Below are 15,572 nucleotides of genomic sequence, written 5' to 3' on the forward strand. Positions count from 1 at the left end.
TGTACTATTTTCCACAGATATCTTTGAAAGGACACCAGGCACAGGCTTTTTCCGTTGTTGTCTGTGTAAACGGTGTTTCACGTCCGAATATCTCATCCAGACAACGGCGCAATTCTCCTTCAAACGCTTCGGAATATGCCGAGAAATCTGTTACCGGTTCCGTTTTCGTCCGTTCAATGCGTCTGCAGACTGAGGCGTCGAACGAGTCGGAGAAAAGCGTACGCATATAATAGATTCCCGGCTGAATTGTCTTTCCTGCAGGAGCGGCTCCAAGCATCCACGAATACATGAAAACCTGCATTACGGCTTTGGCACGGTCTTTATCTTCCTTATCGAACAAGCTTTCGACCGAAGTAAAAACAGATGTTCCGCTCCCACTCTTATAGTCGATAATACGAACCGCATCACGCACCTCGTCAATACGGTCGATAAAACCTTTCAGCTGAATCTCTGTCCGGTTGTCACCCAACGTAAACAGACGGTTAATCTTCCTTTCCGATTCAATATACCGGAAAGGCGTCAGTTTACTGTCACGTTCCAATATCTTCTCCACATATTTCCGAATCATCTCGCCTATCAGGAAGTTCTGCCCCGTCAGAGGACGTACGACGTCCGACATAAAGAAAATTTCTGCAAATGCCCGGGCAATGGCACCCGTCAGGACAGGCGTATCTTTCTTAATTGCTTTCAGCAGGTCGGCTGTCACTATCTTTCCACAGAGAGGCATATAGAGTTCTTCCATTACCTTATGCAGGATACTACCGAACACGTTACTTTCAATCGTTTCGCTAACCTCTTCTTCTTCCTGTATACCTTCGACTACCGAGAAATAGAACTTCAACGGACAGTCCAGATACGTATTGACGGCACTGGCGGAAATAGCCCGGCTTCCTCCTTTATGGAAAGCATTCAACCGCTGCATCACCTCGTCCGTTTTCTTTACCTGCAAGGCCGGAGTCTTGGCAGACGAGACATTATATACGACCAATTTGTTTTGCAACGGCACTTCGTAGTGATAATGCAATTGATGGACAAAGCGACTGACTTCGCCAGTCTGTAAACCGTTACTGCGAGTATCATAGAGTAAACTGACATGGCTCGCCCTATATATTAAACGGTAAAAATGGTAGGCCCAAACGCTGTCCTGATGTTCATAGGTCGGTAATCCGAATCCTCTTCGCAGATTATACGGGATAAATGAGTTTGCCGCCTTACGCAACGGGAAAATCCCTTCATTCATGGAAAGGATAATCAGTCGGTCGAAATCCAGTGCACGGGTCTCAAGTACTCCCATAATTTGCAAACCGGACAACGGTTCTCCCCGGAATGGAATGGTAATCGTATCGGTTACCCGCTTGAGCAGACGGAAATAGGTATCTATCTTCATTTCTATTCCGGCATCCTGCATAATTTCTTTCATCCGGTTGACAGTCGTGAAATAATGGAAGATAAATTCCTGCTCGAGGTCATTGGTCCGTTGTGTAGCATCCTCTTCTTCTTCATCGGACGACAAGGCGTGCATCACCTTGTTCAGCTCCTGCAAAACATTAATGAGGTAATCGGAAAATGTATTCACATTGGTCACCGGAAGAAAGAGAACCGACAACAAATCGGTCTTTCCCAAATCGGCGGCAGAAATATATATCCGGTTATTTTCCGTAATATCTTTCACCAGGGCATTCACTATTTCCGGGCAGGTCGAACTGATATACCGGTGATTCAATATAGGTAATACATCCCGGAAATAAAAGACCGGTTGCCGGTCTACATAGCGTACGTTTTTCTGTAACGCAAGAATATATTCCATCAATGAAGCGACAGGCGTACCCGCCAACGGGTATCCCATCGTCACATTAATCCGGCGAATCTGTTCAGGTATTGCATTCAGCACCGGAATAAGCAAATGTTCGTCGGGCAGAATGATCGCTGTACGCAATGCATCCTCAGGCGACATCTCATCCTCCTTGCACAGTTCATTTAATAAGGTATAGACCTGTTTCGCCTGGCCGATACCGGACGGAATACCGATGACTTCAATTTCCGTATCTACTTTCTCTTCGACAGGAAGCGGATATTGAGAAGGGAAGTTTTTGAGGTTGCGCTCAACAAAATAAGAGGCTTTGTTGTTCGGGTCGGTCACCTTGTCAGAAGCATAATCCCAATAGAAATCGGCAATGCCCTGTTTCTGCAACTGAATCAGAAAACGTTCCTCTGCCACAGACAAAGCATTCAGTCCGACAAAGACAACCTTCGTATAAGGCAGGTCACAACAGTTGTTCTGCTCCATCAGTTCGACTACTTCGCGGAATATCATTCCTTCATAGCCTCTTCCTTCTGCGGCTAATGCGTCACGCAAGTCATTGTATAATGTATACAGGATTTTCCACACGGCAAGAAACTCTTCCTGATTCGGAGAATCTCCTTTCGGATAGAACGATGACCAGAAAGTACGGATAGCGGCAATCTGCTCTGCATCCAGAAAGCTGAAATCATTTTCTATCTCCCGCAAGTCCGTTACATTGGTAAACAGCATGCGGGCGTCGGCCATGTATTTATCGACATCATCGAAATCGTTCAATAACATTTCTCCCCAGTACAGGAACTCGTCGAAAGTTTCTGTCGAACCGCTATGCCGGACATAAATATCATACAGCATAAACAGCATACTGATTCTGTCGGCCGTCTGCTTACCGCTCAACTGCACAAACAAGTCGTTAATAGTCAAGATTGTCGGGGAGAAAAGCGGTTTGTCAGCTACTTCCGAAAGATATTTCTGAAAGAACAATCCCGTTCGGCGGTTAGGAAAAACAAAGGCCAGCCTGCTGACCTCCGCTCCGTATTGCTGATAAAATAAAGAGGCTATCTGTTGTAAAAATGGTGTCATATAAAAGAATACATTAATTAAATAATATGGCAATAGAAGAACTAATTGGTTCTGAATTTATCAAATTTGAGCTATTTATAGTGACTGGTTGTAACTGGCTCCCCTCTCGAGAGGGGGAAGGGGGTGTGTCATATTCCCGCCTATACAACCATCCTAATCAGAGTCACTTGACTATTGCAGGTTCATTTGCCGTCTGCTTCAGCTGACGGTTTACAAGTTGTTTCTCTCTTTTGGCTTCAGCCACATGTCTCTTAGATAGAAAACTGTAAGAAATGGGACTAAAGTCCGGAGAAATAGATAATTTACCAATCCGTCAGCTGAAGCAGACGGCAAATAAACCTGTTACAAGGCTTGTTTTATTGACTGGCTTTAACACACCCCCTGCCCCCTCTCAAGAGGGGAGCCAGTTACAACCGGTCACTAAACAGATAGCTCAATTATTTCTAATTCCAAACCATCATTTCAAAATACCTTTTATCCGCTCTAACTCTTCATCGGTGAAAACGGTATTACGCAATGCTTTCAGATTATCCAGCAGCTGTTCAACGGAACTAGCTCCGACAAGGACACTGGTTACACGGTCGTCTTTCAGCAACCATGCCAAAGCCATTTCAGCCAATGTCTGTCCACGTTCCATTGCCAATTCATGTAGCTGACGAATCTTATTTATCTTATCATCCGTCACCTGTTCCCGTTGCAAATGGCCGGTCGACTTAGCAGCTCTTGAATTTTCAGGTATTCCATGCAGATATTTATTGGTAAGCATTCCCTGTGCCAAAGGAGAGAAAGCAATCATGCCGACACCTTTTTCTTGCAGCAAAGGCAGCAAATCCGGCTCCGTCCACCGATCGAACATAGAATAACGGGCCTGATGGATCAGGCAAGGAACGCGATGTTCTTTCAATACAGCCAACGCCTTCTCCGTCTGTTCCGCATTATAATTTGAGATACCTACATACAGCGCTTTCCCCTGGCGAACGATATCTGCCAAAGCCCCCATCGTCTCTTCTATCGGCGTTTCCGGATCAGGACGATGGGAATAGAAGATATCCACATAGTCCAATCCCATCCGTTTCAGACTTTGGTCAAGACTTGCCATCAGATACTTACGACTTCCCCAGTTTCCGTACGGCCCCGGCCACATATCATAACCGGCCTTAGTCGAAATAAGAAGTTCGTCGCGGTAAACTCCCAAACCTTTTTTCAGAATCCGGCCAAAATTCTCTTCTGCCGAACCATAGACCGGGCCGTAATTATTTGCCAGGTCAAAATGGGTAATGCCGTTATCGAAAGCCGTATAAGCTATCTTTACAAAATTATTGAAGACATCCACACTTCCGAAGTTATGCCATAACCCCAAAGAAATGGCCGGTAACAAAATACCACTACGCCCGCAACGACGATATGTCATGCCGGCATATCTGTTTTCATCTGCTGTATATATACTTTCCATGGTTTGTTTTTATTTCCTACAAATGTAAGTAAAATCACCATAAAATAATCATCTTCTTTGCTTCCGTTGCCTCCTTTGAATTATTAGTGCTTATCGCAGCCCTGTAAATATAAACTCCGGGACGGACATGAGTTCCTGAATTATTTCTCAAATCCCAATCTATCACATAATCTTTGAATAATTCGGACGAACCAGTCTCCTCATGTTTCCAATGCAGCCGGCCTGCAATGTCGTAGACCATGATACCGACTTTCATCTGGGATTCGGGACGGTTGTGTGTAAGATGGAATTCAACATTGCCTTTTGCCGGTGTCGGAGTTGCGACAACATTGGTGATGAAAGGTTTCAAGCTCTCATCTACTTCGAACCGGAACGTGTAAGTTGTTGGATTTCCCATGACATCCCAAACTTTAAAGACAGCCTCATGCATTCCCGCACTTAATTGCGGAATACCGAATTTCACTTCACCTTCTCCTTTCCGGCCAAATATATTGTCATAGTAAGAATTCAGATTATAGCTGGTAAAAGGTTTATTATCTATCATAAGCATCACATCATGCCCGACACCGCCTTCTGTTATATCCACCCCCGTCTGATCCCACAACCGGGCATAGAAAAACGGAGTCGTATTTACTTTGTCACCACTCACAAATGTCGAATCGTTCAAATAAAGTTTTACTATTTCAGGACCTTCGTGATCGTCCAAAGGATCATCAGAAGTGCCTTGTACCTTATAATTCGTAAAGTTACCTTTTGCTTCTATTTTCTGCTCACTATCCGAAGCATACAGAATCATCTTTCCGGCCTTACCGGAATAAGAAATATTGCCCGGGACATAAAAAGAGAAGCTGAATTTGCCGTTCTGAACTTGGGTTGAACCTTTATAAACAAGGTTTTTATAATCCGTATATTTAAAAGCAGTATCATTTCTGAAGTTATTCCGCGTCGTAATTTCGATTTTACTATCCATCACTTTCACTTCCAGCTTTCCGTTGAAATTATCAATTACCGAATTGTCCGGAGCTAATATCTCTCCCTCTACAGTCACTTCATCATAAGCTCTGAAATTAGTTGAATTCTGAACCGCATCTTTTCCATTAATCGTATTAATACGTATTTTATGGGAAGGCAAAATCAACTTTAAAGCAGGATCACCAATAAAGGTGAAATTCAGGTTTTTCGATCCTAATGATTTATTTTCAGACTTAACGCTTCTGACCACATCACCCAAAGCCGGATACAAGCTTTGATCGAATAACTTCCCTAGAAAACTATTATTTATTCTATCATTCTCAGAACCGTAAGCCACTCGAACAGTTGTATACAATGCTATGCCTCCACTTTTTTCATTTAGAAAAATGCTCTCTCCTGCCGACGTCGCCAGTGCATCAAAACGACAAAAATCACATGTCGCCGTAATCCATAATGGTAATTTGGGATAGGAGAATTTATCTATCATCGGTTGTGTAAGAACATTCTCATCAGACCACGAAGTCGTGCTTCCATGCCCAGTATAATTAATCAGCATCAATCCCTCTCTTAACTTCTTATTCATTTCGTCTGTTACAACCGAATATGAATTTGAACTAGAATAGTCTTTGGCATAATTATCAAAAAACAATCGACTTGCCAGAACATCCGGAGCTTTATCTTCAACCGTTTGAGCTGCTCCATTTGCATATTTCATATGATCATTCGCTTTTTTGATTGCTTTATCCGCATTACTTCCATCATCTGCCACAAAACAAGTTTCACTTTTCCAAATGCCCAGCTCTTCATTATTCATATAACGAATAACCTTATTGACCATCTTCCGGGCATCCGAAACCGAACGGATAGGGAAACGCCCTATCCCTATATCCACCGGACACGATTCTACACTTTTCCCATTAGAAGCATCATCCAGAAAACCAAAATAATCATCTGTCACATAAGATTCTTCATTTAACGAATTTTCTGACTGAAAGGTAAGCAAGAAGTTCTCTCTCTCCTTCTCACTCATCTTGCTCCATGATTCCGTAACAAAACGGTTATCGTAAGCACCATCTCCGAAAAGCAACAAGTATTTCGGACGTTCCTCTTTTGATGCCGCTTTATCATACAACATTTTCATAAACCTTCTATAGGCTGTTGCGTCGGGAGTTCCACTTGAAAATTCATTATATATTTCTTCCGGTGTTACCACTTCTACACGTAAACCATCTTGTGTTTCATGTGCTTCTTTCAATCTCTCCGCTTCTTTTCGTAAAGTAGACGGAGAGATAATAATCATATCTTTATTCGACCAGCCATGAAGGTTCCTGCACTCAACCGCCCCTTTACTGACAGGGACAGGAAAATCCGTGCGATCAGTCCTTATCAAAACAAATTCTCTCAATGAATTACTTTCCGGAATAGTAAAAGACATTGTAGAGCCGGTCAGTTCTGTTTCTATTATTTTACAGTTTGCAGGATCTGTTATATCCATAACCATACAGGCTGAATTAGCGCCTTCTATTACAAATCGGGATGCATGATTCCGGGATTTAAAGGAACGGAAAAATGTATATGGTTCATTGTAAGTTTTCAATTGACGTTTGACATTCAAACGAATATAATCGACATAACCATCAACGCTCGGTTTTTCCTGTTTGTTATATTCCAATTTAACACTCAATTTATCACCAGACTTATAAGCATACTGTACTGTAAAATATACTTCTTGACCTTTCACATACGCTTCGTTTTTTCCATCCGACGTTATAGGGACACTTCCACCTACCTGGCCATTCAATACCACATTATTAGATACTTTCGTGAGTGCTACAAACCTGCACTCAGCATTAATATCACCTTCTATAATACCTAACGCGTCCGGATCCCCAAAATCATTAAAGACTTGTCCCGTCTTGGATAACTTCTCAAACAATCGTCTTCCCGATAAATTAATAGAAACCAACTCTTTTTCATGCAGCAAATAGTCATCAAAAGTTTCTATTCTTTCACTGCTCGTTTTATCACTACTTTTAATTTGCTCCGGGACTTTAACTTCTGCCCCGTCCGTCAGAAAATAATAGCTGTATTCAGAATAAGGGTTATTGGTGTGGACAAAAACTTTTTTCTTGTCATTGTTACTATATTTCACTTCCTTATACTCCCATTTCGTCGTTCCCCGCCCATAAAAAAGGATATAATCATCCTTTCTCAGCACTGGGACAGCAGGCAGATCATCCACATAAGGTTTTGTGAAATCTTCTTCCAAAGGCCAGCCGCCATATCCATAGACAGCAACTTTCGAAGGATCGTCAAATCCCATCTTCTTCAATTCAGAATAAGTGAGTTTGTAGATTCCATCCTGCTCTATCCGTATTTTCACCCAGTTTCCTTTGCTCAATACAGAGTTATCCGCATACCGTTCACCGGCCTTTACCGAGAGCGAAAAACAGAGGCAAAGCAAAGTCGCGATACCACTTATCAGAAATGATCTTGTTTCGTGTAGTTCCATATTTTCAACTATTCAATGATCTTTTAACGCTTTCTGTTTTGTTTTATTATAAAAGAGCGTGAGAATCAAAAAATAAGTTCATTAACTTTGCTGAAACGGAAAATAACATAAACAAATAAATCTGATGAAGAAAACAGTATCGAATAATCAGCTCACCATTCAGGTGTCGTCACATGGAGCCGAACTAAGCAGCATCGTTGCCAACGCAACCGGTAAGGAATATTTATGGCAGGCTGATCCAACCTTCTGGAAACGCCATTCGCCGGTACTTTTCCCTATCGTAGGTAGTTTATGGAACAACGAATATCGCCATAACGGAAAGACTTACAAGTTATCACAACACGGTTTTGCACGAGATCAGGAATTTAAACTGATAAAAGAGACTGATACGGAATTGCGGTTTCAACTACAGGATAATGAGGATACATTACAATTATATCCTTTCCCCTTTTGTCTGGAGATAGGATACAAACTGGCCGGAAACCAGATAGAAGTCTTATGGACAGTGAAAAATACCGGAGACGAGGAACTGCATTTCCAGATTGGAGCACATCCGGCCTTTTATTATCCTGATTATGATAAAGACAGCTGCTTAAGAGGCTTCTTTGCCTTCGACCGGCATGAGGGACTTTCCTACAAACTCATTCAGGAAAAAGGTTGTATCGGAGACAAGGAATATCCGCTTTCACTTGACAAGGAAGGATTATTGCCACTGGATATACATACTTTCGATAAGGATGCATTAGTACTTGAAAACAGCCAGGTAAAGCGGGTGGATTTACTGAAACAGGACGGCGGTTCTTATCTGACGGTATATTTCACAGCGCCTGTTGTCGGCCTTTGGTCGCCTCCCTCAAAGAATGCACCCTTCGTATGCATTGAACCCTGGTATGGCCGTTGCGACCGTGTTAACTACACCGGGGAATATAAAGACAGAGACTGGATGCAACATTTACAGCCGGGAGAGACGTTTGATGCGTCCTATATTATAGAGATACATGGATAGGAATAATGATCTATCTGTTTATAGTACGGGAGTAACCAATTCCCCTCTTGAGAGGGGATAAGGGGTGTGTTAAAGCTAGTTATAAGGCAAAACTATAACACACCCCCTTCCCCCTCTCAAGAGGGGAGCCAGGTACAACCGGTCAATAATCGGATAGTTCAAATCTGTCAAATATTGTCTTTATTTCAATCCCCTGTTCTTCAACAACGGTTCCGTGTTCGGTTCTTTGCCACGGAAATTTTTATACATATCCATTGCGTCGTCGATACCGCCAGGGGTAAGAACGTATTCACGGAATTTAGTAGCTACTTCCTGGTTGAATATATCTCCGGTTTCCTTATAAGCCTGGTAAGCATCTGCATCCAGGACTTCGGCCCAGATGTAACTATAATAACCGGCTGTATATCCGCCGCCCATCGTGTGATTGAAATAAGTAGTGCGATAACGGGAAGGTATCTGTTTCAATAGTCCGCGTTCACCCAGAACAGTTTCTTCAAACTTCATGACATCTGCACCCTCATGTACTTCCTTCAATACATGGAAATCCATATCGAGTAAAGAAGCGGCCAGATATTCAGTCGTAGCAAAGCCCTGTCCGTACTTTCCGCTCTTATCCAACTTTTCAATCAGTTCGGCCGGAATCACTTCGTTTGTCTCATAATGTTTCGCATATTCTTTCAGTAACTCAGGTTCGAACACCCAATGCTCCATCACCTGTGAAGGCAGTTCGACGAAATCGCGGGGAACACCCGATACACCATAATAATGTACGTCCTTAAACAAGTTATGCAAACCGTGTCCGAACTCATGGAATAATGTTTCCGCTTCATCCGCACTCAACAAAGCAGGTTGCCCCGGAGCCGGCTGAGAGAAATTACATACAATCGTTACGACCGGTCCCTGACGTTTACCGTCTTTATAAGTCTGCGAACGATAGGTTCCGCACCATGCACCGCCGCGTTTGCTGGCTCTCGGGAAGAAGTCCATATAAAGAACACCCAGATGCGTGCCGTTTTTATCCTTACATTCGAAAGCCTGTGCATCCGGATGAGGCAACGGTATTTCCTTGATGGGTGTAAAGGTAATACCATATAATTTATTAGCTAACAGGAAAGCACCGTCACGCACATTCTCCAGTTTCAGATACGGGCGAACCTGGTTTTCATCCAAATCGAACTTAGCCTTCTTCGCTTTTTCGAAATAATAACGCCAGTCCCAACCTTCCGCTTCGAAGTTGCCGCCTTCCTTTTTTATTTCGGCATTGATATCAGCCAGTTCTTCTTTCGCTTTTACCAGGGCAGGTTTCCATATTTCGTCCAACAAAGCATATACTTTATCCGACGTTTTCGCCATACGGTCTTCCAGGACGAAAGAGGCATAATCGTCATATCCCATCAACTTCGCTTTTTCCAGGCGAAGCGTAACCAGTTTAAGCACGACATCTTTGTTATCGGCATCATTGCCATTATTTCCACGGTTGATATAACCTTTGAAAATCTTTTCACGCAACGCACGGTTATCGGCATATTGCAGGAAAGGCATCACGCTCGGATTATGCAAAGTGAAAAGCCATTTGCCTTCCAACCCTGCTGCACGGGCAGCAACCTCCGCATTCAGTATCAGGCTTTCGGGCAGGCCGGCAAGGTCGTCTTTATTCTCAATAACCAATTGGAAAGCGTTTGTTTCCTTCAACATATTCTGTCCGAATGTCAACTGAAGCATGGATATCTCACTGTTCAGTTCACGTAAACGGGCTTGTTGCTCTGCATCCAGGTTCGCACCGCCGCGGACAAAACTCTTATAGGTTTCTTCCAGCAACTTCTTCTGTTCCTTATTCAGGTTCAGAGATTCCCGATTATCATACACGGTCTTTACACGGGCAAACAAATCTTTGTTCAAGCGGATATCATCACTGTTCTTTGATAATAACGGAGACAACTCACGGCTTAACGCCTGCATCTCATCATTTGTGTTGGCACTGTTCAGTCCGCTGAAAACGGCATTGACTTTACGCAACAGGTTACCGCTCTGGTCAAGGGCAACAATCGTATTCTCAAAATCGGGAGCAGCCGTCTGACCGACAATATCATCTACTTCCTTTTGTTGTTGCGCAATCGCCTCCTTAAAAGCAGGCATATAATCATCCAGTTCGATTTTATCGAAAGGAGGAACTCCGAACGGAGTAGTGAACTCCGTTAGTAAAATATCCCCTGGAGCTAAGATTTCAGACTTTTTCTCCGGCGAACTGCAAGCACTAAGTGCAACAGCTATGCCGGCTGTCATAATCATTTTCTTCATATTGTTCTGTTTAAGCATGTTACATGCGCAAAGATAATAAAAAAATCTTATTTTAACCCCCTGTTCTTTAGCAACGGCTCAATACCCGGCTCTTTGCCACGGAAGTTTTTATACATAACCATTGCATCATCGATACCACCCGGGGTAAGGACATATTTACGGAATTTGGAAGCAACCTCGGGGTTGAAGATATCGCCGGTTTCTTTGTAAGCCTCGAAAGCATCGGCATCCAGCACTTCTGCCCAGATGTAGCTGTAATATCCGGCAGTATAACCACCTTCCATCGTATGGCCGAAATAAGTAGTACGGTAGCGCGGAGGTATCTGGCGGATTAATCCGCGTTTGTTCATCGCTTCAGCTTCAAAGGCTTCGATATCCATGCCGGGCTGCTGTTCTTTCAAGGTATGATAATCCATATCCAACAAGGAAGCGGCCAGATATTCGACCGTAGCAAAGCCCTGTCCGTATTTGCTGCTTTTCACAATCTTGTCAACCAGTTCCTGCGGAATCACTTCTCCTGTCTGATAATGTTTGGCATATACTTTCAACACTTCCGGTTCGAACACCCAATGTTCCATTACCTGCGAAGGCAATTCCACAAAGTCGCGGGGAACACCGGCTACTCCGATATAATGAACATCAGCAAACAACCCATGCAACGCATGACCGAACTCATGGAAGACGGTTTCTGCCTCATCCGCACTCAGCAATGCGGGTTGTCCGGCAGCCGGTTTACTGAAATTAAATACGGTGGTAACGACCGGCAGCACCTTCTTTCCATCTTTATAACTCTGATCACGGTATCCGCCACACCAGGCACCGCCACCTTTACCCGGACGAGTATAGAAATCCATATAAAGGACACCCAGTGAAGAACCATCCTTATCCTTACATTCGAAAGCAAAAGCATCCGGGTCCGGCTTCGGTATATCCCTGATTTCCGTAAAAGTTATTCCATACAACTTATTCGCTACATAAAAAGCACCTTCACGCACATGGTTCAGTTCCAGATAAGGGCGGACTTCGTTTTCATCCATATTGAATTTTGCCTGGCGGGCTTTATCTGCATAATAACGCCAATCCCAACCTTCGGCTTCGAAGTTACCACCTTCCTTCTTTATTTCGGCATTGATATCGGCCAGTTCTTCCTTCGCTTTTTTCAGCGCCGGAGTCCAAATCTGGTCAAGCAGGTTATACACATTCTTCTCGTTCTTTGCCATGTTCTCATCCAGCACAAAAGCGGCAAAGTCTTCATAACCCAGCAGTTTGGCCTTATCCAAGCGGGCGGCTACTAGTTCTTTGACAACGTTCTTATTGTCATTCCCGTTGCTATTGTTTCCACGGTTGATATACGCCTTGAATATCTTTTCCCGTAACGCACGGTTATCGGCATATTGCAGGAAAGGCATCACGCTCGGATTGTGAAGCGTGAAAATCCATTTGCCTTCCATTGAATCGGCAGCGGCAGTTTCGGCGGCAGCGGCAATCAACGATTCGGGAAGTCCGGCCAAATCCTCTTTGTTATCCACAACCAGTTTGAAGGCATTCGTTTCTTTCAGTACGTTCTGTCCGAAAGTCAGCTCCAGAACAGATATCTTTTCATTCAGTTCACGCAACCGGGCTTGCTTGTCAGCGTCGAGATTGGCTCCGCCACGTACGAAACCTTTGTAGGTTTCCTCCAGCAATTTCTTCTGTTCCTTATTCAGATTCATTGAAGCCTGCTTGTCGTACACTGCCTTTACACGGGTAAAGAGAGCCGGATTCAGGCTGATATCATCCGAATGGGCGGAAAGAACCGGATACAACTCCTGCTCCAGAGCTTGTATTTCGTCGGTCGTATTCACACTCGACTGGCCGCTGAAAGCATACATCACTTTAGTCAACAATTCACCTGAGCGGTCAAAGGCGACAATCGTATTCTCGAACGTCGGTTCTTCCGGGTTATTGACAATAGCGTCGATTTCCTTTTTCTGTTCTTCCATCCCTTTCTCAAAGGCCGGCTTGTAATGAGCCACTTCTATCTTGTCGAAAGGAGGAACGCCGAACGGAGTTGTATATTCCGTAAAGAACGGATTGGGTGCGACATCGGCCACATCGCTTTTCTTCGAGGAGTTGCAGGCTCCTAAAACTACTGCCAGACTGGCAGCCATAAACGCTTTATTCATAACTGTTATATTGTAAGAATTAATTTATATCCACATTATTTATAGAATCAGACACGCAAAGATAGGTAAGTTTTATTTTACTTTGTTCCCCTAACATTATAAATAGATTAGCCATGAACAGAATATGTAAATTGTTTGGTATTAAATATCCTATTATACAAGGTGGAATGGTTTGGTGCAGCGGCTGGCGGCTGGCTTCGGCGGTGAGCAATGCCGGAGGACTCGGATTGTTGGGAGCCGGCTCCATGCACCCCGAAGTATTACGCGAACATATCCGGAAATGCCGGGCTGCCACCGACAAACCTTTCGGGGTTAATGTACCTTTGATGTATCCGGAAATCGAAAGCCTGATGAACCTGATGGTCGAAGAGGGAGTAAAAATCGTTTTCACCTCTGCGGGAAGTCCAAAGAAATGGACTCCGTTCCTGAAAGAACACGGCATAACGGTCGTCCATGTGGTGAGCAGTTCCCTGTTTGCCGTCAAATGTGAGGAAGCCGGTGTGGATGCGATTGTAGCCGAAGGTTTCGAAGCCGGAGGACATAACGGACGGGAAGAAACAACCACACTTTGCCTGATTCCCGCCGTACGCCGTGCCACTTCCCTCCCGCTCATGGCGGCCGGAGGAATTGGAACCGGTGATGCCATGCTGGCCACTTTTGCTCTCGGGGCCGAAGGTGTACAGGTTGGAACACGTTTCGCACTGACCGCCGAAAGTTCCGCCCATGAAAACTTCAAGCAGCTCTGCCTCAGCCTCAACGAAGGCGACACGAAGCTGTTGCTGAAAAAGCTCGCTCCCACCCGCCTGGTGAAAGGCGGTTTCACAACTGCCGTAGAGGAAGCCGAAGCACGGGGCGCATCGGTCGAAGAAATGCGTGCCTTATTAGGTAAAGGCAGAGCCAAGAAGGGCATGTTCGAAGGCAATCTGGAAGAAGGAGAACTGGAAATCGGACAAGTCGCCGCCCTGTTCAGGAAAGAAGAGACGGTTGCCGAAGTGATGGAAGAAATTATTACCAGTTACCGGCAGTCTATCAGCCGGTTAAAGGACGAGTCCGGGACTTTCTGATTCCCGCCTATAGAGTCGTTCCAGTTTCCTTAGGAGGAAACGCGCGTTTCCTGCCTGGGAAACTGTAGTTCCCTCCGCAGGAAATTGTAGTTTCCTGGGCAGGGAACTGGAGTTTCCTAAACACGAAACTACGAGGAAACTGTAATCAACTCACAATCAATCAATAGAACCTTTTCTACGGGAAGCAGTTTTTTATAGTATTTCGCTTTTAGAATAAAACCTCTCCCCTCCTTTTCTTATAATCGCCGGGAGTGATTCCGTAGTGCTTTTTGAATACCCGGCAAAAGTAGGCGTCATCTGTGAATCCCAGCTCGTAAGCTATTTCCTTTATGGTATATTTATCATTGATTAATAGTTGTAGAGAGGCATTCATCCGTAATAAAGCGATATAATTGTTCGGAGTCGTATTCAGCAGCTTTGTAAATATCTTATGAAAGTAATTCGGAGATAAACAACACAAATCGGCAAGCATTTTCAGATTCATCGACTCCGTAAAATGCTTATTGATATACCGTACTGCCGGTTGCAAACGTTGTATATTATAGGTTTGTTCATTCTCGTCCAAAGGATATCGCTCAAAAATACGTATGATAAAGGCTTGTATAAACGTCTGGAGCTTCAGTAATTCAAAAGTATATTTATAGCATGAAGCCGCACTCTGAGATTGCAATTGTTCTATATCCGGCATGAGTACATTTTGTCCCTTTGCAACGTCAGGCAGTTCCACAACAAGCGGCAAAGACAATAACCCCTGATAAACAACCAAATCTTTCGGTATAAAATGCAACCAGTGAGTAGAAAATGAAGAATTACAGTATTGACGGGTCAGTTTATTGCCATTAATAAAATAAGTCTTATCCTTCTGCAAAGTAAATTCCTGCTGTTCATCGCAAATACGGACCTCTCCTTCTGTTAACTGGTAGATTTTAAAACAATTATCCACCTCTGTCCGCTTTTTATTCCATGAAACGCTTCCTGTATAAAAGCCTCCGGTAAGAATCTCGTATGTCTGGGATAAATAAATCATATAAAATATGCATTATGATAAGATTGTACAAATATAAAGTTTTTTTTTGCAAGATTGCCGCCACACAAACAGGGCGACCGCACCAAAATTCCTCTAAAAAGTTTATCATTGCAAAATGAATACCTCTAATTATTTTTCAGAAGTGACAGATCCTCGTGTAACAGGTCGCTGTCTACATTTGTTGTCAGATA

At 43.7% G+C, this 15,572-nt stretch carries 8 protein-coding genes; 2 read left to right on the forward strand and 6 right to left on the reverse strand.

The genetic code is table 11. The features are described from left to right. Positions 1–4 precede the first annotated feature (4 nt). The 3 genes from NBH15_RS24715 to porU form a co-directional block, all read right to left on the reverse strand. Positions 5–2,884 carry a PD-(D/E)XK nuclease family protein gene (locus NBH15_RS24715; protein ID WP_128135242.1) on the reverse strand — a complete coding sequence of 960 codons (2,880 nt, stop codon included), beginning with the start codon at positions 2,882–2,884 and terminating at the stop codon, positions 5–7. 457 nt (positions 2,885–3,341) lie between these two features. Beyond that, complete coding sequence (gene mgrA, locus NBH15_RS24720; protein ID WP_128133515.1) at positions 3,342–4,337, reverse strand: L-glyceraldehyde 3-phosphate reductase; 996 nt, start codon at positions 4,335–4,337, stop codon at positions 3,342–3,344. A 34-nt stretch (positions 4,338–4,371) separates the two neighbouring features. After that, on the reverse strand, positions 4,372–7,821 hold the full coding sequence (porU, locus tag NBH15_RS24725; RefSeq protein WP_244051096.1) for a type IX secretion system sortase PorU: 3,450 nt from the start codon (positions 7,819–7,821) through the stop codon (positions 4,372–4,374). Between the two features lie 124 nt (positions 7,822–7,945). On the opposite strand from porU, the gene NBH15_RS24730 reads away from it, so the two are divergent. Continuing rightward, positions 7,946–8,827, forward strand: a complete 882-nt coding sequence (locus NBH15_RS24730) for an aldose 1-epimerase family protein (protein WP_128133514.1) — start codon at positions 7,946–7,948, stop codon at positions 8,825–8,827. A 180-nt stretch (positions 8,828–9,007) separates the two neighbouring features. On the opposite strand, the gene NBH15_RS24735 is transcribed toward NBH15_RS24730, so the two are convergent. Beyond that, positions 9,008–11,125, reverse strand: a complete 2,118-nt coding sequence (locus NBH15_RS24735; RefSeq protein ID WP_128133513.1) for a M3 family metallopeptidase — start codon at positions 11,123–11,125, stop codon at positions 9,008–9,010. A gap of 47 nt (positions 11,126–11,172) precedes the next feature. After that, on the reverse strand, positions 11,173–13,290 hold the full coding sequence (locus NBH15_RS24740; protein ID WP_250823805.1) for a M3 family metallopeptidase: 2,118 nt from the start codon (positions 13,288–13,290) through the stop codon (positions 11,173–11,175). A 113-nt stretch (positions 13,291–13,403) separates the two neighbouring features. Between NBH15_RS24740 and NBH15_RS24745 the strand changes: the two genes are divergently transcribed. Continuing rightward, on the forward strand, positions 13,404–14,354 hold the full coding sequence (locus NBH15_RS24745) for an NAD(P)H-dependent flavin oxidoreductase (RefSeq protein ID WP_128133511.1): 951 nt from the start codon (positions 13,404–13,406) through the stop codon (positions 14,352–14,354). A gap of 208 nt (positions 14,355–14,562) precedes the next feature. On the opposite strand, the gene NBH15_RS24750 is transcribed toward NBH15_RS24745, so the two are convergent. Further along, positions 14,563–15,381, reverse strand: a complete 819-nt coding sequence (locus NBH15_RS24750; protein WP_128133510.1) for a helix-turn-helix domain-containing protein — start codon at positions 15,379–15,381, stop codon at positions 14,563–14,565. Positions 15,382–15,572 lie beyond the last annotated feature (191 nt).

The organism is Parabacteroides caeci, from assembly GCF_023656795.1.
Classification (GTDB): Bacteria; Bacteroidota; Bacteroidia; order Bacteroidales; family Tannerellaceae; genus Parabacteroides; species Parabacteroides segnis.

What these genes read in the sequence shown, in the direction of transcription:
- NBH15_RS24750 (WP_128133510.1), bottom strand. Translation starts at nt 15,381, where the DNA reads ATGATTTATTTATCCCAGACATACGAGATTCTTACCGGAGGCTTTTAT.
- mgrA (WP_128133515.1), bottom strand. Translation starts at nt 4,337, where the DNA reads ATGGAAAGTATATATACAGCAGATGAAAACAGATATGCCGGCATGACA.
- NBH15_RS24735 (WP_128133513.1), bottom strand. Translation starts at nt 11,125, where the DNA reads ATGAAGAAAATGATTATGACAGCCGGCATAGCTGTTGCACTTAGTGCT.
- NBH15_RS24730 (WP_128133514.1), top strand. Translation starts at nt 7,946, where the DNA reads ATGAAGAAAACAGTATCGAATAATCAGCTCACCATTCAGGTGTCGTCA.
- NBH15_RS24740 (WP_250823805.1), bottom strand. Translation starts at nt 13,290, where the DNA reads ATGAATAAAGCGTTTATGGCTGCCAGTCTGGCAGTAGTTTTAGGAGCC.
- porU (WP_244051096.1), bottom strand. Translation starts at nt 7,821, where the DNA reads ATGGAACTACACGAAACAAGATCATTTCTGATAAGTGGTATCGCGACT.
- NBH15_RS24745 (WP_128133511.1), top strand. Translation starts at nt 13,404, where the DNA reads ATGAACAGAATATGTAAATTGTTTGGTATTAAATATCCTATTATACAA.
- NBH15_RS24715 (WP_128135242.1), bottom strand. Translation starts at nt 2,884, where the DNA reads ATGACACCATTTTTACAACAGATAGCCTCTTTATTTTATCAGCAATAC.